This window comes from Roseiconus lacunae (genome assembly GCF_008312935.1).
GTDB classification, from domain to species: Bacteria; Planctomycetota; Planctomycetia; order Pirellulales; family Pirellulaceae; genus Stieleria; species Stieleria lacunae.
In genome coordinates, this window is sequence record NZ_VSZO01000012.1 from 184,601 (window position 1) to 203,354 (window position 18,754).

Annotated in this window: 13 protein-coding genes; 7 read left to right on the plus strand and 6 right to left on the minus strand. The window is 57.1% G+C overall.

Translation table 11 applies throughout. From position 1 onward, the window contains the following. Positions 1 to 234: 234 nt before the first annotated feature. From FYC48_RS16975 to FYC48_RS16990, 4 genes are all read right to left on the minus strand, one after another. Positions 235 to 1,986, minus strand: a complete 1,752-nt coding sequence (locus tag FYC48_RS16975; RefSeq protein WP_149497922.1) for a helix-turn-helix domain-containing protein — start codon at positions 1,984 to 1,986, stop codon at positions 235 to 237. A gap of 125 nt (positions 1,987 to 2,111) precedes the next feature. Next, the gene (locus tag FYC48_RS16980) at positions 2,112 to 2,807 is read right to left on the minus strand and encodes a hypothetical protein (RefSeq protein ID WP_149497923.1); all 696 of its coding nucleotides are present in this window, start codon (positions 2,805 to 2,807) and stop codon (positions 2,112 to 2,114) included. A 329-nt stretch (positions 2,808 to 3,136) separates the two neighbouring features. Continuing rightward, positions 3,137 to 3,961 (minus strand): histidinol-phosphatase, encoded by an 825-nt coding sequence (hisN, locus tag FYC48_RS16985; protein WP_149497924.1) that lies wholly within the window; start codon positions 3,959 to 3,961, stop codon positions 3,137 to 3,139. Positions 3,962 to 4,086: 125 nt separating this feature from the next. After that, positions 4,087 to 4,761 (minus strand): signal peptidase II, encoded by a 675-nt coding sequence (locus FYC48_RS16990; RefSeq protein ID WP_200836630.1) that lies wholly within the window; start codon positions 4,759 to 4,761, stop codon positions 4,087 to 4,089. A gap of 229 nt (positions 4,762 to 4,990) precedes the next feature. Between FYC48_RS16990 and thrC the strand changes: the two genes are divergently transcribed. The 4 genes from thrC (at position 4,991) to FYC48_RS17010 (ending at position 9,594) form a co-directional block, all read left to right on the plus strand. Continuing rightward, positions 4,991 to 6,418, plus strand: a complete 1,428-nt coding sequence (thrC, locus tag FYC48_RS16995; protein ID WP_149497926.1) for a threonine synthase — start codon at positions 4,991 to 4,993, stop codon at positions 6,416 to 6,418. Positions 6,419 to 6,605: 187 nt separating this feature from the next. Further along, positions 6,606 to 7,409: a 4-hydroxy-tetrahydrodipicolinate reductase gene (gene dapB, locus FYC48_RS17000; RefSeq protein WP_149497927.1), complete on the plus strand. Its 804-nt coding sequence runs from the start codon at positions 6,606 to 6,608 to the stop codon at positions 7,407 to 7,409. 285 nt (positions 7,410 to 7,694) lie between these two features. Further along, the gene (locus FYC48_RS17005) at positions 7,695 to 8,054 is read left to right on the plus strand and encodes a hypothetical protein (RefSeq protein ID WP_149497928.1); all 360 of its coding nucleotides are present in this window, start codon (positions 7,695 to 7,697) and stop codon (positions 8,052 to 8,054) included. A gap of 205 nt (positions 8,055 to 8,259) precedes the next feature. Continuing rightward, on the plus strand, positions 8,260 to 9,594 hold the full coding sequence (locus FYC48_RS17010; RefSeq protein WP_149497929.1) for an MFS transporter: 1,335 nt from the start codon (positions 8,260 to 8,262) through the stop codon (positions 9,592 to 9,594). 180 nt (positions 9,595 to 9,774) lie between these two features. On the opposite strand, the gene FYC48_RS17015 is transcribed toward FYC48_RS17010, so the two are convergent. Then, the gene (locus FYC48_RS17015; protein ID WP_149497930.1) at positions 9,775 to 11,226 is read right to left on the minus strand and encodes a c-type cytochrome; all 1,452 of its coding nucleotides are present in this window, start codon (positions 11,224 to 11,226) and stop codon (positions 9,775 to 9,777) included. Positions 11,227 to 11,493: 267 nt separating this feature from the next. Further along, positions 11,494 to 13,191, minus strand: a complete 1,698-nt coding sequence (locus FYC48_RS17020) for a hypothetical protein (protein ID WP_149497931.1) — start codon at positions 13,189 to 13,191, stop codon at positions 11,494 to 11,496. 257 nt (positions 13,192 to 13,448) lie between these two features. Between FYC48_RS17020 and hisD the strand changes: the two genes are divergently transcribed. The 3 genes from hisD (at position 13,449) to FYC48_RS17035 (ending at position 18,661) form a co-directional block, all read left to right on the plus strand. Then, positions 13,449 to 14,810, plus strand: a complete 1,362-nt coding sequence (hisD, locus tag FYC48_RS17025; RefSeq protein WP_149497932.1) for a histidinol dehydrogenase — start codon at positions 13,449 to 13,451, stop codon at positions 14,808 to 14,810. A gap of 102 nt (positions 14,811 to 14,912) precedes the next feature. After that, positions 14,913 to 15,971, plus strand: a complete 1,059-nt coding sequence (gene hisC, locus FYC48_RS17030; protein WP_149497933.1) for a histidinol-phosphate transaminase — start codon at positions 14,913 to 14,915, stop codon at positions 15,969 to 15,971. Between the two features lie 131 nt (positions 15,972 to 16,102). Then, positions 16,103 to 18,661: a hypothetical protein gene (locus tag FYC48_RS17035; RefSeq protein WP_149497934.1), complete on the plus strand. Its 2,559-nt coding sequence runs from the start codon at positions 16,103 to 16,105 to the stop codon at positions 18,659 to 18,661. Positions 18,662 to 18,754 lie beyond the last annotated feature (93 nt).

An 18,754-nucleotide genomic window follows, 5' to 3' on the forward strand; every position in this document is an offset into this window, starting at 1 on the left:
TATAGACGCGCCGCTCCCTAATATCGTACCCACCTAACTGTGTCCAAATTAGACAACGTGTCTCTTTGTCGCTGTGGCAAATCGACTTGACCACCCGACAGAACACCAGCGCCAGGTGTCGTCGACGTCGGGATTGAGAGGGCGTTCTGATGCATCGGACCGAAACCCGAGTGTTGCACGGACACCGTGGTTAATGCCGTTCGAGCAATTTTGACTTCAAGTGTTGACGAAACACTATGAATCGAGCCCAGCCATGCTGATCAATGAATCTGTCAGCGAACTAACCGGGGCCGATGTTTCGCTGTAAGCCCACATGTTGCGGACCAAATCGGTCATCAGCATACCGCCGAGCGATAGGACCAGAATGATGAACATCAGCGAGAGGCACTGAAACAAACTGAACGGAACTTCGTAACCGCGGACGGCAGCCCCCGCTGTTGGGCTGGCGATCTCGCCATCTTCGACCACGACTTCGTCGTCAGCACCGAAGGCATCGCCGGCATCCGCTTCCGCTCCAAATCCGGCATCGGCACCAAGTCCACCGTCGTCGAACGCCACGCCTGCTTCGGGTGCCGCACCGAATGCGTCTCCGGCCGGCTGGGCATCGGCGTCACCGAATCCGGCATCGGCAAAGGCGTTTTCGTCACCAAAATCGGCTTGCAAATCGACGACTTCGGAATCTTCGACCTCGATGACTTGTGAGCTGCTGTCCATATCGGCGTCCAGCCCGACCCCCGAAGGCGACAGCTGAAATTCTTCGTCGGCAGCCGAACCGGTGCCGCTTTTGCCGCTAGCAATACCGCTGCCATCGGCCAACTCCGCCCCCAAATCAAGCGCCGAAAGGCTACTACCGGCCAAGTCCAGGGGCTCGCTTTCGAGCGACAATCCGCTGTCGCTTGGGCTCATCAGGTTGATTCCGCTATCGCCGGCAACCGAAATGTCACTCACGCTGTCGAGCATCAGATCGGCATCATCGTCGGCGATGACCAAGTCGTCGTCTTCGCTCAACGCGTCATCCATTTCGTTGATGACACCAGAGTCGAGACCACTTCCCAGGCCCGATGAGGTGAGCAGTTTTTCGCTATCACCGGAAATCAGCCCGCTACCGGTGTTGGCTTGCTCGCCGAGCAGATCGAGCTCGCTGAGAACGTCCGCGCCGGACGACTTCATCGGCTGATCGGTCGGTTTGTCGGTGCTCGGCCCATCGAGTTCGTTCATCAACGCCAAGCTGCTCGCTCCGGCGGGGCTGGCATCACTCACCGAGTCCAAATCGAGAGAATCAGAGTCGTCGGCGAGCAGCAATTCGCTGCTGTCGTCCTCCGAAAGGTCACTCGAGAGCATGAATTCCTCTTCGCTGGCGGCCTTGGAAGGCTCTTCGCTGACATCGACGTCACTGATTGAGATTTTATCGACTTCCTCATTGATCTCGGCCTTTGCGACCGGGCCGGTGCTGCCTTCTTTCGGGTCGATCGCGACATCGATCGAGTCGGCGCTATCACGGAGCAGCGCGGGATCGTCAAGCTTCAACTCTGCCGAATCAATCTCTTGCAGCAACTCTTCGTCGGTTTCGAATACCGAATCGATCTCGATTTCCTTTCCGCCGTCGTTGGCCACCAAAGAAACATCGCTGCCGCTTTTGTCTGTTCCCGTGACGAGATTCACGTCGCTGCCCGTGCTGCCCTCTTTGAGCGGCTCGGAGCCCAGATTGACATCGCTGCCGTCATTGTCATCGCCTTGGTCGCCGCCGATTACGGCACCAATGCTAGCCCCTGATTCACCCAAATCGACTTCATCGACCAAAATCCCAGACCCGAAATTATCGTCGGCGGCAAGGTCGTCGGCGAGCCGCTCGATCTCGTTTTCGGGGAACTTCCAGCTCGAACCATCCTTAAATCCACGCACCTGACCTTGGCTGCGTAATTCAACAAGTTTGTCGGTGGAAATACCCAGCTTGGCGGCTGCTTCGTCCAGTGAAAGATAAGACATGGTCGGTGGGGTCTTCGATTCCGAGAACAGTGAAGTCGAGAACAGTGAAGTCGATGTCGCGACGTCATAAACTAATTACGTGGGGCAACGCCGCTACTGTTCTTTGCTCGGAATTAGATGATCCCTCACTTCACCCGACTCTGCAGATGCCGGATTTGACTAGGAAGCGGGTCGGTCGCGTTGAGCGTGACAGAGAAATCGGCGCCGATCGGTCGGCTACTGACTAGGCGGAGCATGCCGGACCTATCGATATGATACACGGCTATTTGCATTTCTCCCGCATTAACCACCGCGATTGTGTGATTTCCCGCCCCATCGGACCCAAAAAAGCAGACGAGATCGCCTGCCGCAGCCGCTTGCGGTGCACTCCGTTGACCCGTATTAGCGGGGGGCAACATCCCCGGAGATCCCGATGCGTCATCGTTTTGAAGCAGTGCGGCAGCCATTTCCGCCGTTAATGGTTCTCCCACGGCACCACCACGACGAGGGGGCAAAGGATTAAATTCTGGTCCGTTTGTCGAGGCATTTCTGCTCGTAGAAGTCGCACCGGTCACGTTGGGAACGATGGTCGTACCGAACGGACGGGCCTGGACGACACCCGATTGTCCCAGATCGGACTCAATGGCGCCGCCCGGCAGAAGCCCTTGAGACGATGGACCACCAAATTGTGGCGACTGTGGTGGCCCACCGAACCGATCTCCGCCGGCTCGCTGTCCTTCGATTTGCTGGCCTTCGATTTGCTGGCCAACTCCGTGGCCCACGCCGACCATCGCGATCAGGCCGGTGACCATGATCGTGAACCATCCTTGCCGCGATCTCATATACCTTCCCTTCGTTTCGCTTGAAGTTTCCCTAGGCGGCGACGCAATCTGGATTTCAGTTCCTTTCGTTAGCCGCCCCGCGTTGTCCCCGGATATGACAGCGTGGCAATTCGCCCGCCGTTCGCCGAATCCCCAACCGGAGAGAAAATCTCTCTCGATTCAAAATCTGGGCTCGGGACGTATCGGAACCCGCCGCTGGCTTTCGGCACTCCGCATTCCGCGATCCCGGGGGAAACCGAATCTCCTGGTGAATCTCGCCACCACGACCAAACTGGAACGCGGCGCTAGGCTGATACGTAACGGTTCGGCCGATGCGAACGCAAGATTGACTACCCAAGCAAGGCCCGCACTGCGTCATGTAAGCGTCCGTTGGTCCCGATCCCGTCGCCACCGCGAACGGTCGGGTTCCCCTTCCAATCGGTGAACTTTCCACCGGATTCAACGACCACCGGCAGGATCGCCGCTACGTCCCACGCATTGCAAATGGGATCGACCATCACCTCGGCTCGACCGGTCGCGATCAGCAGGTAGCCATAGCCATCACCCCAGGTTCGGGTGATCCAGCACTGACGTTCGAGTTCTTTGAAGCTAGCCGTGGCGCCCCGTTCGTCAAACGAATCAAATTGACTCGACAGAAAGACGGCTTCGGACAGGCTTTCTTTGCTGGAGACCTGCGTCTTGGTCCAGGACGAATCGCCACGCCGATGCCAGCTTCCCAAACCATCGGCAGCGGCGACGATTTCGTCGAGTGCGGGGATCAAGATCACGCCGGCAATGGGCTGTTCGTCCTTTTCGATTGCCAGCAGAGTGGAATACAGTGGAACACCACAGACAAATGATTTCGTCCCGTCGATCGGATCGATCACCCAGCGATATGGCGACTTGCCTTCTCGTTCGGCGAACTCTTCGCCTTGAACGGTGTCGTCGGGAAACTGCTCGGTGATCAGCTTGCGGGCGAGTTGCTCGGCTTCGCGGTCGGCAATCGTGACCGGTGAGTCATCCGTCTTGGCGTCGACCTGCAATTGATCATTTTGAAAGTACTTCAGCGTGTGGTTTCCGGCAGCCTTGGCGATCGAAACCATCGCGGCCAGGCGTCCGCCTTCGAAGGAATGCCACTGATCGGGATCGACGGGGGTACGGTCGGCGTCACTCATGATTGGGTTGCTTTGGGGTTCGATTGAAATCGAGCAATGAGGGTTTGATTAAAGCCGACTTAATGCAGTGCCTTCGACCTAAACGGTGCCGTCCAAGCAGTATTTTCTAAGCAATGCCTTACTTTCTAAGCACTGTCTTCGGCCGGTTTGTCGTCCCGGTGGTCCGTTGATTTTGCCGAAGCCGACTTTGTCTGTGCAGGCGGCACCGGCTGCAGAAAGAAACTTTGATACAGCAGCATGCACGCTCCGACGACAAGCAGCGAGTCGGCGATATTAAAATTCGGCCATGTCCAACGTTCGTTGATCCGCCACAAAATCCAATCGCGTACACCGCTTTGCCAAGCGTCTGGGTATCCCGGCTGCCACCACAGGCCCAGACGATCGTACAGGTTGCCGATAATTCCACCGCCGACAAGCCCCAATGCGACGGTCAGCCAAAGCGACTCGGCAGCACGAAACACGAATAGCCAGACCACGATGCCGATTGCCGCAAGCACCGACGCGGTGGCGAAGAGGGCACCTTTGCCGGCACCGATTCCGAACACGGCCCCGATGTTGACAGCGGTTTCGATGCCAAAGAACGGTTCCCAAACCCACCAAATGTCCATTTCACCTGGTAAACCGCGCCTCAAAAACACGGCATGCTTGGTCCACAGGTCAACGATTCCTCCGACCACGGCCAGTGAAATGAACAGCGCCGCGCGTTGAACGAGCGAAACGGGACGCGGTGTCACGGACACGGCATCCGCTTCGCGAGAGTCCTCGGGGTGAGATTCCTCCGAAACAGGGCGATCCGACATAGAGGTGCGGTGGGGTGAGGTGGGACAACCGGTGGCAATCATAAGGCAAACACTCAAATTCCATTTTGGCGAACATCTACACCGTAGAATTGTCTCTGCAGCTTGCCCAGATCAACTTGATCAGTTCGGCTGGGAAGAATGAGGAAAGCAGTAGCGACAAAACGACCGATGCCAGATATGCTTGCCTAGCGGTACGCCACCATCGCGCAACAATTCACCTTACGTAGCCATGATTCAATCCGCAAAAGATCAATCGTCCATCAAGACCGATTTGGCGTTTCAGCGTTGCATCAACCCCGATTGCGGTGCGAGCTACGACACCGGCCAGCTTCACACGTCTTGCCCCAAGTGCGGCTACCTTTTGGATGTGGCGTATGACTGGGACCGTCTGGAAGTCCCAAAAAACCTGCGTGAATTCGAAGCCCGGTGGTCGGAGCGAACCAATCCGGTCCGATTTTCGGGCGTGTGGCGTTTCCATGAATTGCTGCCGTTCGTCCCGCAAAGTGAAATCGTGACGGTCGGCGAAGGCCAAACGTTGCTGCAACAAACCGACGCGGTCGGAAAATTTGTGGGCATGGACGCCGGCCAACTGCACCTGCAATACGAAGGGATGAATCCGTCGGGCAGCTTCAAAGACAACGGCATGTGCGCCGCGATCACCCACGCCAATATGCTGGGTGCGAAGCGTGCCGCCTGTGCGAGCACCGGGAACACCTCGGCGTCGCTGGCACTGTACTGCAGTGCGACCCGCTTGATGAAAGCGATTATCTTCATCGGCAGCGGCAAAATTTCGTACGGAAAACTCAGCCAAGCGCTCGACTACGGCGCCCTGACGGTCCAGATCGCCGGCGATTTCGATGACGCGATGATCCGGGTTCGCCAAGTCGCTCAAGAACTGGGGATCTACCTGGTTAATTCGGTCAATCCGTTTCGCTTGGAAGGCCAAAAGACGATTATGTTCCGCGTGCTCGAAGCGTTGCGGTGGGAAGTCCCCGACTGGATCGTCGTCCCCGGTGGCAATCTGGGCAACAGCAGCGCGTTTGGCAAGGCGTTCATGGAACTGAAGGAACTCGGCCTCATCGACCGCGTCCCGCGTTTGGCAATCATCAATGCCGCCGGTGCCGACACGCTTTATGAACTGCACGAACGTCGCGGCGTTCGCTGGAACGGAGGCCATGTAAACTTGGATCCGATCCGCGAGTACATGGACTACATGGATCAAAACGGGATCAAAGCGGACACACTGGCAAGCGCGATCGAAATCAATCGCCCCGTCAACCTGAAGAAATGCTTGCGAGCTCTGGAGTTCTGCGACGGCGTCGTCCGGCAGGTTTCCGACCAAGAAATCTTGGATGCCAAAGCGATGGTCGGATCCGGCGGGTTCGGCTGCGAGCCAGCTTCGGCGGCCAGCGTCGCGGGGGCAAAAATCCTGCGCCGCGAAGGTGTCATCGCTCCGAGCGATCGAGTCGTCTGTGTGCTGACCGGCCACGAACTGAAAGACCCCACGGCGACCGTCGCCTACCACACCACCGACCAAGACCTGTTTAACGAAACCCTGGGCAGTCGCGGTGTCAGCAAAGCCTCCTTCGCGAACAAAGCGATCGCCGTCCCAAATGAATTGGACGACATCATCAAAGCGATCCAGTTGTACGCGTAATCGTCGATACGCGTAATCGTCTGAACGCCTACTAAGTGCGGGCCGCTCGGCGCCTTTCCGGGCGTGACCGCGAAGGGTACGCCGATGACGGACGGCCCATCGATGGCACGCGTCGTTGGGCTTGCCACGCCCTAGGCCATCACTCATCATCGACGGGCCCCCTTCCCGAACCCTCACTAAACCTCCAATGTCAGCTCCACTCCGTATCGCCGTGCACGGCGCCGCCGGCCGCATGGGTCGCCGCGTGATCGCACTCGCAACCGCCGACAAGAAAATCGAAGTCGTTGCCGCGATCGAACACGATCAGCACAATCTTTTAGGTACCGATGCCGGCGAACTGGCAGGCATCGGCGCGATCGATGTTCCACTGTCGTCGAAGTGGCCGAGCGATGCCGACGTTGTCATCGATTTTTCATTGCCCGAAGCGATCGATCGCTGCATCGACAAATGTGTCTCACACAACACGTCGCTTGTATTGGCAACGACCGGGATGACAGACGAACAAGTCGAACGGCTGCGCGATGCGGCGGACAAAATCCCCGTCGTCTGGGCCCCTAGCATGTCGCTGGCGGTCAACCTGTCGATGAAAGTGGCTCAGCAGATCACCGAAAAACTGATGAGCGTCCCCGGTGGATTAGATGTCGAAATCATCGAACGACACCATCGATTCAAAGCCGACGCTCCTAGCGGTACGGCATTGAAGTTTGGTGACATGATCGCCGAAAAACTTGGTGACGACACCAAACATGTCCATGGCCGTGAAGGCCACACCGGAAAGCGAACTCAAAACGAAATCGGCTATCATGCCGTCCGTGTCGGTGACAATCCCGGTGAGCACACGATCGTTTTTGGAATGCTAGGCGAACGCATCGAACTCAACGTCGCGGCAAGCAACCGAGATTGCTACGCGGGCGGATCGCTCGCAGCGGCAAAATGGCTGTCCGGTCGATCAGCTGGCATGTACGACATGTTCGACGTTTTGGAAATGTAGACGCTGAGCTCTCACAACGACCTCACTGCGACGAAGGATAGGCGACGAACCATCCGCCTATTCGACTCTTGGGTAGGAAACAGTTGAGCCAACGAGTAGCGACGGAACCCCATCCAGTGCTTCGTTTTCCTCTGAAATGTAGGAATAGCCGATTGGCGTTAACCACGGTTTCGGTGCTATAACCAGGGGCTAACCCCCGTCGGCTGATCAGTCGAACCCGACATTTGGTTTAGACGGAGCACTAGCCCGCAAATTCTCTGCATCTTTTCCTTACCAATGTGACCGATGAAATGCGACGAAGGTTATCGATGTGAAGTCTGTGGCGAAGACGTGACCTCCATCGTAGAGAGCGATCTATACCTTCGATTTGTCATCGGCGAACTCGATCCAGAAACGCTTCACACTAGCCCAGAACGCCACCTTCGTTGCAATCCGGTGCTCGCACAGTTCATCGACGATGAAGATTTCGCGCCGATCGCTGTCGACGGCGGGATGTCCAAATCACAGCTCGATGAGGATTTCGTTACCGAGCGCACACGTCTAATCACCGCCGGATACCGCCGATTGCAGGAAATTATCGGCTGGGATGGCGATCGAGACCTGACCGAGTATCCGTTGCCGGAAGTCGCCGATCGCTATCGCTAGTGCGTTATGGCAAAAGAAACGGGTGCGGGGCGCATTGGCGCGGTTCTGGTAGGTTCTATTAGTCGAGCTTGCACTTTTCTCGCGGGCACGGTTGCTTGTACAAGTCGATCGATTGAGTGGAACGATTGTTTAAGGTAGACGTAGCTTGAACCCTTCCAGCGACTCACCTGCCATCTACCAACCTGTCCAACCCGGCGCTGCCATCGTGAAAGAACGATCCACACAGCTATTTAACCCCGGTTTCATCGGGTTGATCATCGCCCAGTTCTTTGGGGCGATGAATGACAACATCCTGAAGGTGATCTTGACCTTCATGGTGATCAACGGAGCCTGGAGTGGAGACCTGGGACCCGGTGGCCAAGGGATCGTCAGCATATGCTTCACCGTACCCTTCATGATTCTCTCTGGGCTTGCCGGGCAGATCGCCGACCGGTATTCGAAACAGCGTGTGACGCTTTGGGTCAAAATTGCCGAGATCCCGATCGCCTTGCTAGCCGGAATCGGTTTCTACACTCAGGATCTCACCGTCACCCTTGTCGCATTGACTGCCCTGACCTGCCAAAGTTCGTTCTTCGGTCCCGCCAAGTATGGCATGATCCCAGAACTGGTTGTCGATCGGCACCTGAGCCGCGCTAACGGAGCGATCAACATGATGACCAATGTCGCCGTCATCGTCGGAACACTGGTCGCCGGCGTCGCCAGCGATCATTACGCCCCCGATGGTGTGGCGACTGGAATTCGCTGGCTCCCCGGAGCCTTGCTTGTCGGAACGGCAATCCTCGGTCTATTCGCCAGCTTTCTGATCCCACCGCTCGATCGAGGTGACAAAAACCTAAAGGTAAAGCTGAATCCCTTCAGCACCTATATCACGGCAATACGTGAAATGGCTCAAACGCGTTTACTGATGGTGATGATGGCCTGGGGATACTTTTACATGCTCGCGGGCTTGGCATTGTTTATCGTCCCCGAGTACACCGAAGTGCTGCAAATTAACCATACCGAAGCAAGCGTGTTGATGGGAGTGCTCGGCGTTGCGATCGGGCTCGGTTGCGCCGCGGCGGGAATTTTATCGGGTGATCAGATACGACCAAGGCTGACGTTTTACGGCGCGATCGGATTGGTTGTATTTTTTTTCCTACTCGCCGCTATTCCTCCGTCGATGCCTGACACCAAACCGCTACTTCGCGTCGCACTCAGTAACGTCTCGCTCCTGATCTTACTGGCCGGATTCTCAGCCGGGTTTTACATCGTGCCCCTTCAAGCATTGCTACAGAAACTCTCACCCGACGATGAACGCGGGCAATTCCTGGGGACAGCGAATGCTGTTTCGTTCGCTTTCATGACCATTGCCGGTGTGATGTACCCGTTGATGCGTCCCGGATTCGGCGATGCGCCGCAAAAAATCTTTTATCTCTGTAGCGTGTTAATGTTGGTCGGCGCGGCTTTTTTCACATGGCGTTTGCGTGGGACCGGGATTCTGGTGTCCCGCGAACAATCGCTTGAAAAAGGCTCCGATGCTACAACCGCCGAAACGAATTAGCCACTCGGCATGCTTCAGGATTAGTCACCCAACGTTCGCTACAGGAACAGAACTACGCCTGCCGGATAGATCAAGTATTTGAGTTCGGCTAATCAGCCGACCGAAGTCAGCCCCGGTTACCGCACCGAAACCGTGGCTAACGCCATTCGGCTGATCCAGATATCAGATGCTGATGAAACACTACAGCGTTTTCAAGTATTCCAAGACCGCATGCTTTTCTGGCTCGCTAAGTCGGATCGCAAAATCGTGCCCCTTGCCGCTCTTTCCAAAACTTCTGGTGTCGAAGTAACTTCGGCGTAGAACGATATCGCTAATTCCCGCGGGGACTTGATCGAGTTCCTCAACTGTCAAACCAATACGCTCCGTATCAAGTTCCTGAGAGAGAGGCCTCCAAACCGTCGGCCGCGACTCGGGATGCAAGACATGCCAAAGTGTCGGGACGCTACCGTTGTGAAAATACGGAGCACTTGCCCAAACGCCGTCCAAAGGCGGAGCGACATAGCCGTCGGGTGAGAGCACAGTCTGATGCTCATCCGCTTCCCCGGCATGCGCGAACCAGCTCTCCGCGTACCGTTTTCGCCCTTCCGCGGTCAGCGCCGTCAATCGCACCGGGTCGGTCTTAATCTCATCGATCGAAACGGTGCGGTTGGGGTAGATCCAATCCTCGCCATACATGCCGTGGCACTCGGCGCAATTGTCGTTAAACACCCCCCTTCCCCGCTCCGCTAATCGCTGATCGATTTCGCCGGTGTACGTCGGCGGCCGAAGTGACGACAGGTATGCATAGACATCTTTAAAGTGATGCTCGTTATCGCGATAAAAGTCTGGACCGTTTTCGGGAACGAGCGTGAACTGCATCAAGGCCCGATGACCTTTCTGGGCAAACCCATCGATATAAATCGACGGACGTTTGTAAAAGTACCACCAAGGCGGTGCGTCCATATCGTGATGGGTGAACGACCGCGGCAGTTTCGCAACCACGTTCAACTTCGCGTCGCGACCATTCATTAGGCCCATCCCGAACACCACCGCATTCGTCGTCCCATTGGTCGTTCCCAAAGGAATGAACAAAGCGCCCAATTCCATCCGTCCCGGCAACAATCCCAGTCTTGCTTTCGCCTTCGTAAGCTCTTCGGTCAATGACTGCAACGCATAACGATTGTTCGGCGCTCCCGGCGTTGGCTTGCCATAAACACTCCCCCCATGGCACGAAAAACAGTTCATCGTCCACGCGCCTTTTTCGTCGACGACGTACTGCAACGGTTTGCCGGAGTCGTCGTCCGGACGCACCGTCAAGCCATATCGTTGATACGCTAGTTGACGGCGTTCTTGCGGATCGGCCTGCTCTGCTTGATGACGCAGCTCCTCCGGCCAAACTTTCCATAGTTCGTCAAAGGTCGATTGATGAAAATCGCTCGGTAGCACGGCTGTTTCGGTCAAGTAACGGTAACCTCGCCGGGCATCACCAATCGACGAATCGTCAGTTGACTCGGCCCCATCGGCATTGCGCCCAGGTGATTCCGCGCAGGTGAAAGATCGACACGAATGACCGGCGCCAAGGATCGCCGACAAACACAACACGACCAAACAACGGCGGCAATCAAACGTTTGTTTCAAATTCGCGTTGACCATCAGGCATTCGAAATGCGGAGTTTTTCCCAGTCGTCCTTACGTTGACTTTATACCGGCGGGGTAAGGACCGCAAAAAAGAACCAGACTTCACCGGACATTCTGAACGCTCTCCTCTCCATGCCTCGGGCCAGCTTTTATCTGCTGAGGTATCGAGAACGAATGCGAAATTTTTCTCAGTGGCACGATTTTCTCGGTACAAAAACGGCGCGCGACGCGGCCTCCCAGCGTGCCGCGGTTTGCAACGCGGTTTGTAACGCGGTCACGATGTCATCGCGTTCGTGCTTCGCTTTTCGGATCGGGTTGCGTCGAAGGGAAATTGATCTGCAGCACTGCCGGCCTCAATTTCGTCTGCCAGACAACGTCACACTCGCGGGCCACACGCAATCGCTTCAATAACAGTGCGACCGAAGTTGGGTGACTTCGGGTGACCAACCAGACTCGCGACTGGCCCGTGGGCAGTCCATCGACCAGTCTTTTGAGCCATGCCGAATCAGCATTTGGCGAAACCAACTTCACCCCATCGATTCGGTACGGGCCACGAACGGGAAACTGCAAGTATTCCCAAATCCGATCGTATTCCTGTGGCCAGCGGTCCGGAGGCGCGCTCAAAACGCTCGCTTCGATCAAACCGCTGTCAAGCCAAACGTGATCACCATGGTCGCGTTGCGAGTTCACCCGCTGGACTGCCTGACGCCAAGCTTCGCCACGCAGTTGCATCGGAAATCGTCCCGCGACAATTGTCGAAAGCACACCTTGGTGGAACAACAATCCTCCGACAAAAATCAGCAACACAACCAGTCCCGTCCCGTGACGCCGGACGATTCCTGATCCTTTGCCGCCCCACCGCAAGGTGATTTGCCGCAATGCCTGCTGACAGTGACCGGCGAATTCACCCGTGGTCCAAGCCAACAGTGGGAGCGCGGCAATAAAGTAACGCCGGTGCCAAAGCGGCACCCAGTCAAGATACGATGCGGCAAAGAAGATCGCCGTCGCGAGCGTCCCAATTGCCCCCGGAACACTGCCCATCCAAAGGCGTCCGCGGACACAACCGCCGACGGGACCGATGCGTTCGTCATGGATTTCTTGATTTAAGCCGCGCGACCAATCAATCAACAAGCAGGCCGCTGAAATCATCGCGACCACGATGGCTGGAAAAATCAATAACGACCACCAATCCCACGCGAACCACCACTGCGACAGATCCGTCGCTCTTCCAAAGGCCCGCCACAAATCACGACGTTGCCATGAATGTGGCAACGAGGACATCGCTAGTAAACCAAGAGTGACCAACCCTACGATGACCCCGGTGACATCCCCGGCCCCGAGCCGAAAACGGCCTGTTCGAATGCTAAGAACGAACACCGTGGGGAACAGCAACCCGAGCGTGCCCAGCGACGTCGGATGAATCAGCGCGCCGACACAAACACTAAACAATAGGATCAATCGCCACCGAGTTGCTCGATCGACCTCGTCGTCGTGGGGCCCCTGTTCATTGCCAGCCCCACCGTCGGCGTCCAACAAAAGGTCCATGCGGCCGATCGACCGCATGAACGCAAACACCGAAACGGCCGACGCCAGCATGATGACCGCGTACGAACGTAACTCCCCACCAAAAAAAATGGCGTTTCGATCACAGGCCAGCATCAGCGCGGCCACCGTCCCGCCGACCAGCGAACGACTCGACTTGGCGACACCGACCAACAACACTAGAGCCGCGAAAGCGTTGGCGATTACACTGCTCAATCGCATCGCCCACTCGAACCCGAAGACACGATCGAGTCCGGCAAGCGTCACCAGATTCTTCCAAATCCATAGCGAATGAAAGTAGCCGGTCGTCTGATTCCCGTCCGCCGCGCGATCGGACGTACTGCCGAAGTCATCGCTGACCACCCAAGCGGAGTGCAATTCGTCCAGCCAGAAACTCTCCCCACCGGCCGGCCAACGCATCGCAATGGTGACGGCCACAACGATGACCGCTGCGATCAACCACCAAATGGGCGAAGCAGAACTTGCCGAATGTGCATTCGCCGCTGGGGAAGTGGGCGTTGGGGAAATAGGCGCTGGGGAAGTTTGCGCTGGTTGTCCGTCGTTGGCGATCAAAGTCATCGAAGCATGGGGCGTTGTCATTTCCGCCGCAGTGTACCAGTTTGCCTTCGCTGCCTATCATGGGGTGTCTTTGACAAAAAACGAGAAACCCCGTCGCGTCCGATTCCCGCCCTCCTATGAACACGTCGCAAACATCTCCCAAAATCACTCGCGTCGACGCTCGCCAAGGCTCCGCCGAGATTCTCGACCAACTACGGGAAAAACTCAGTCCTCGCGGTGATGTGGTTTCTCCCCGGGGCCGAGCGTTAACCGAAGAAGTTTTCGGTGCGCCGTTAACGCCGGTGGAAGTCGTTGACAAGATTTGCGAAGAAGTGCAATCGACCGGCACGTCGGCATTGCTGCACTATCTAAAACAGCTGGACAAGGCAGATCTCTCCGCCGAACAATTGCGAGTTCCGGAGGAAGACTTGGCCGCGGCCCATGCCGCCGCCGATTCCGCGTTGATCGATTCGGTCCGCCGTATCCGTGAAAACATTGTGCGTTTCCAATCGGCGATCTTGCATCAGGATGTCACGATCGAACCCTCGCCCGGTGTTCGTCTGACGCAACGGTATGTCCCGCTACGACGTGTCGGCGTTTGCGTTCCCGGAGGCGCGGCCGCCTATCCGTCGACCGTTCTGATGACCGCCGTTCCGGCACAGGTCGCAGGCGTCAAGGATATCGCCGTGGTAGCGCCCCCCACTCCGTTCGGGGCCTACAACGAAGACATGCTGGCAACCTGCCACGAACTGGGGATCACCGAGGTCTACCGAATGGGCGGCGCCCAAGCGGTCGCGGCTCTCGCCTACGGAACCGAACACGTACCGGCAGTGCAAAAGATCGTCGGACCGGGGAACCTTTTCGTCGCCCTGGCCAAAAAACATGTGTATGGCACTGTCGATATCGATTCCTTCGCCGGCCCCAGTGAAGTTATCGTGATCGCCGACGAAACCGCCCGCGCCGATTTCATTGCCGCCGACCTGTTAGCTCAAGCTGAGCACTCTCCGGGTAGTTCGATCTTGATCACCTGGGAAGAGTCTCTGCTGGTTGCCGTTGAAGCGGAACTGACACAACAGCTAAGCGAACTTTCGCGGAGTGATTTGACCCTTGATAGTTTGGAAGCGTTCGGCGCGCTGATTCTAGTCAATGACCAAAAACACGCGTGCGAGTTAACCGACTCCTTCGCACCGGAGCACCTGCACATCCAAACCGCTGACCCACAAACACTGATGAAATCGATCAACAATAGTGGGGCCGCATTCCTGGGTCACTACACGCCGGTTGCCTTGGGTGATTATGCCGCCGGACCAAGCCATGTACTCCCCACTGGTGGAACCTGCACGTGGGCGGCAGGACTGTGCAGCAACAGCTTTCTTCGCAGTGGCAGCGTGACCGAATTTGAGCAGGGAGCGATGGCACAGATCGCCGATGATGTCGAGCGACTTGCCGAAAAAGAAGGCCTGACGGCACACGCCCGCAGCGTTTCGATTCGCCGCTAATATTTTCCCGTCCACCGCCAATGGCGTCCGGCGATACGCGATCACGCATGCTCGTGTTGTGCCGCAAACCTTTGTCAAACAACTTCACCGGATCACGACTCGATGTCCAAAACAGACCTCCGCCCTGCCCTTTCGCGGATGTTGCCTTACACGCCCGGCGAACAACCCCCGCCGGGAAAATTCATCAAGCTGAACACGAACGAGAGCCCCTATCCGCCGCCCCAAGAAGTCATCCGGGCGATCCAAGATGCGGCGACCGGTCCGCTGAATCGCTATCCCGATCCGACCGCGCGTTCATTTCGTAACGAAGCCAGCCGAGTGCTTGGCTTGCCCAGTCCCGATTGGATCCTTGCCGGCAATGGCAGTGATGAAATCTTGACGATCTTGGTCCGCGGCTTTGTCGGTGAAGGCCAAAAATTACGTCTGCCCTACCCTAGCTATATCCTTTATCGCACGCTGGCGGACATCCAGGGCGCCCGCTGGGAACAAACGCCGTTCCTAGATGGCTGGCATCTGCCGACGATGTTCGGCCAAGGCGACGCCGACCTGCGACTGGTACTGCTGCCTAATCCGAACAGCCCCAGTGGAACCATCGTCCCCAAAGACGAAATCGCCAAGCTGGCCGAGTCTTTACCCTGCCCGTTGGTGGTCGACGAAGCCTACGCGGACTTTGCCGGCGACAATTGTTTGGATCTCGTCCGCTCGCACGACAACATCCTGGTCACAAGAACGCTTAGCAAGTCATACGCGCTGGCAGGGATTCGATTCGGATTCCTAGTCGGATCACCTGCCATTCTCGGCAAGCTCGGCAACATCAAAGACAGCTACAACTGCGACTACCTTGCCACCGTGGCGGCGACGGCGGCGATCGGCGCCCAAGACTGGCTGCGTGAAACCGTCGAGACGATGAATCAAACCCGCGCCCGGATGGAAACACGCCTGGCGGAACTGGGGTTCAACGTCACACCTTCGAAAGCCAACTTTGTCTGGTGTACCCACCCCAGCGGTGAACACGCAGCGATGCACCAGTTTCTTAAGAAAAATCAGGTGCTTGTCCGTTACATGAATTTCCCCGATTGGGGCGATGGCCTGCGAATTTCAGTCGGAACGGACCAACAAGTCGACGCCTGCTTGATGTTGCTGGAACGATATTTGAGTTAGACCTTCGTGTCTTGGGGGACGTTCGCCCCTGCCCCTGCGATTGGGGTTAGTTGAGCATCGCCCCCCTTTTTGGTTAAGATAATCCGTACAGGTGATTCTGATACGCCGATGCTTCCACCACTTCATCATTGATGTTCGATCCACTCCACAAGTGGCTGGGAATCCCGCCATCGGAACAGCCGCCGAACGACTATCGGTTACTCGGGCTGGCGAACTTTGAAAGTGACCCCGAAGTGATCGACTCGGCCGCCGATCGCGATCTGACGTTTTTGCACCACCTCTCTAGCGGTGAGCATGGTGAATTAGCCGAAGACCTTGCTAATCGGATCTCGGCGGCTCGTTTGCGCCTGCTCAATCCGCAGAAAAAGGCGGCGTACGACGCACAGTTGCGACGTGAATTGCAGACCGAACACGCCGATGTCGACGATGTGCTGAGGTCGCTCGATTCGGAGGAAGCGACCGCGATAAACGTATCCGACGTTCTGCACCTGTCATCGCCGACGGCCCCACCTCAATCGGGCCTCTCTCAACCGGGCCTCTCACGAGCCGAAGACTCGCAACAACGATCGGGCCCTGACGCCAGACAGCCGGAGATGTCGCAACCGGTTTCCAATGCTCCGGTCGCCCCCGCGACGATGCCAATGGCTTCTCTGGCGAAGTCATACAAACCGACGAAACGCAGGCGTCCTCGCGGGAACCTGTTAGTTTGGTTGGTGGGGGTTGTGCCAGGCCTGATCGTCCTTGGCACGCTGATCTACCTGATCGCCACCGGTCGGCTGAACCTCGACCAAGACAAACTGGAACGCTTAGGGATCCCTCCGGAACAAGCATCTCAGTTGGCCGGAAGCTCGGGAAACTCGGCGTCCGACCAAGCGACGCCATCTGAAGCGGTAACGAATCAAGCCGATGCCGTCGAATCAAACGTCGCGTTGGCACCCACCGGTCCGTCGTCATCGGCACCCAAGGCGACATCGTCGACGGGACCGAACGGCTCGGTCAATTCTTCCATCCCTTCCGATCCGACCATGACCGCGGGAGCCGAGAATTTTGCGACCGAGCCCGTCGGTTCGCGACGTTCCCCCGCGAGACAAGGATCCAATCAATCCACCACCATTGCAGCGGAAGACTCGCGTTCGCCCCCGGCAAGTCCAAGGCTATTAAGCGGGGCCCCTGAACTGAAAGAGCGTACGCCGGACGGTCGCTGGAATATCCCCGATGAACAATCGGTCCGTCAGAAGCAGAAAACGGTTCGCGACTTATTCGTCGACGAGTACGAAAAAGCCAAGACGGCTGACGAGAAAATCGCAGTCGCAGATCAAATGCAAGTCGCGGCAATCGAAACCGATGACGATCCGGCAGGCCGCTACGCGCTCTTCACCGTCGCGCTCGCCATTTACAAACAAGAAGGCGATCTGGACGCGGCACTCGAAACGACAGACATGTTGGCCGAGTCGTTCGGCGGGTTTGACAGTTTGCAACGGCGACACGAAGTTCTTCGAGAGATCGCGTTAACCCCCAACTCCACGATGGCACTGGTCAAGGAAGCAGGACGACTTGCCGACGACGCACGATCGGAAGGAAAGATTGACGTCGGCCTGGAGGCGTGCCAAACCGTTCGTGAGCGACTCGATCGAGTGCCTCCGGAGGCTCAAGCATTGCTCAGTGATATCGAAGCTCGCCTTCGATCGGCACAAGTGCTGTACGGTGACTATGAAAACGCCGCGATGACGTTGGAATCCAACCCGGAGAACGCCGAGGCGAACACGGTCGTCGGTCGATACTTTTGTTTTATCGAAGACCGCTGGGACGAAGGGATGCCCTACCTTGCCGCCGGATCCGATGCGGTGCTCAAGCAGACGGCGACGGTCGACCTGCAACGTCGATCGGGACGAGCTTCGATCCTAGACGTTGCCGATCGCTGGTTTGACACGATCGCACAAGTCGACGATGGCCTGGAAAAAAATGCGATCGCAAAACAATCAAAGCGACTGTACCTCGTCGCGCGCCAGCAAGCGAGTAGCTTAGAGTCACGTAAGATCGACAAACGGATCGAGTCACTCGATGCGATCACCGGTGCATCCCCCTTCACGCGGTTGCGGGAACTACCTAGCGAACAGCCGATCGGAAGTCGCCGCCGAACCACGAAACCTCGGCTGCGTCGATTGCGACCGCAGGTGTTTGACTATCGCACGTACACCCGAACCCCGGCGAACGCGGCCCGCGCCGTTGGCAATGTGTTGACGGTGGGGATGGGGCGGCGAACCTCGTCGGGTGAAGCGGCGGCCGGCATTGGGCTCAAGGATGTTGGGTCGATCGCAGTCGTCTGCAATGCCTCGCATCCATCGCTCGACCAAATGTACCCCACCAACCAAGTCGCCTTTATTGTCGACTATGAAACCGATGCCGGGTACGAAAAACGGGTGTTGATCAATGTCGGTGGGAACGCACCGCGTTCCGGCCAGAGTGTGTCTTCGACCCAAAATCCCCCGTGGGGAACGATGCGTGTGCCGGATCAAGTGCTGAATTATCCTAGCCGTTCGCAGTACGTTTTTGATATCCAGGACACCGCCCCTGCCAACTGGACCGGTGCGGCTTGGTTTTCGGTCTACATGCGAGACGCCGGTTCAGAGCGTGCCCTGACCGCGACGCTGCAATGGCAAGGCCGCATGGTCCCCCGAGAAGACGATTAGCGTCTTGCCGGCCTCTGACTTTGCGGCGCCGGAACGGCGAATCAGCGGAAGCGTCCGCGAAATCCATCACGGTACCTATCGAACGTCGTCCTT

What these genes read in the sequence shown, in the direction of transcription:
- FYC48_RS16975 (WP_149497922.1), bottom strand. Translation starts at nt 1,986, where the DNA reads ATGTCTTATCTTTCACTGGACGAAGCAGCCGCCAAGCTGGGTATTTCC.
- FYC48_RS16980 (WP_149497923.1), bottom strand. Translation starts at nt 2,807, where the DNA reads ATGAGATCGCGGCAAGGATGGTTCACGATCATGGTCACCGGCCTGATC.
- hisN (WP_149497924.1), bottom strand. Translation starts at nt 3,961, where the DNA reads ATGAGTGACGCCGACCGTACCCCCGTCGATCCCGATCAGTGGCATTCC.
- FYC48_RS16990 (WP_200836630.1), bottom strand. Translation starts at nt 4,761, where the DNA reads ATGTCGGATCGCCCTGTTTCGGAGGAATCTCACCCCGAGGACTCTCGC.
- thrC (WP_149497926.1), top strand. Translation starts at nt 4,991, where the DNA reads ATGATTCAATCCGCAAAAGATCAATCGTCCATCAAGACCGATTTGGCG.
- dapB (WP_149497927.1), top strand. Translation starts at nt 6,606, where the DNA reads ATGTCAGCTCCACTCCGTATCGCCGTGCACGGCGCCGCCGGCCGCATG.
- FYC48_RS17005 (WP_149497928.1), top strand. Translation starts at nt 7,695, where the DNA reads ATGAAATGCGACGAAGGTTATCGATGTGAAGTCTGTGGCGAAGACGTG.
- FYC48_RS17015 (WP_149497930.1), bottom strand. Translation starts at nt 11,226, where the DNA reads ATGGTCAACGCGAATTTGAAACAAACGTTTGATTGCCGCCGTTGTTTG.
- hisD (WP_149497932.1), top strand. Translation starts at nt 13,449, where the DNA reads ATGAACACGTCGCAAACATCTCCCAAAATCACTCGCGTCGACGCTCGC.
- hisC (WP_149497933.1), top strand. Translation starts at nt 14,913, where the DNA reads ATGTCCAAAACAGACCTCCGCCCTGCCCTTTCGCGGATGTTGCCTTAC.
- FYC48_RS17035 (WP_149497934.1), top strand. Translation starts at nt 16,103, where the DNA reads ATGTTCGATCCACTCCACAAGTGGCTGGGAATCCCGCCATCGGAACAG.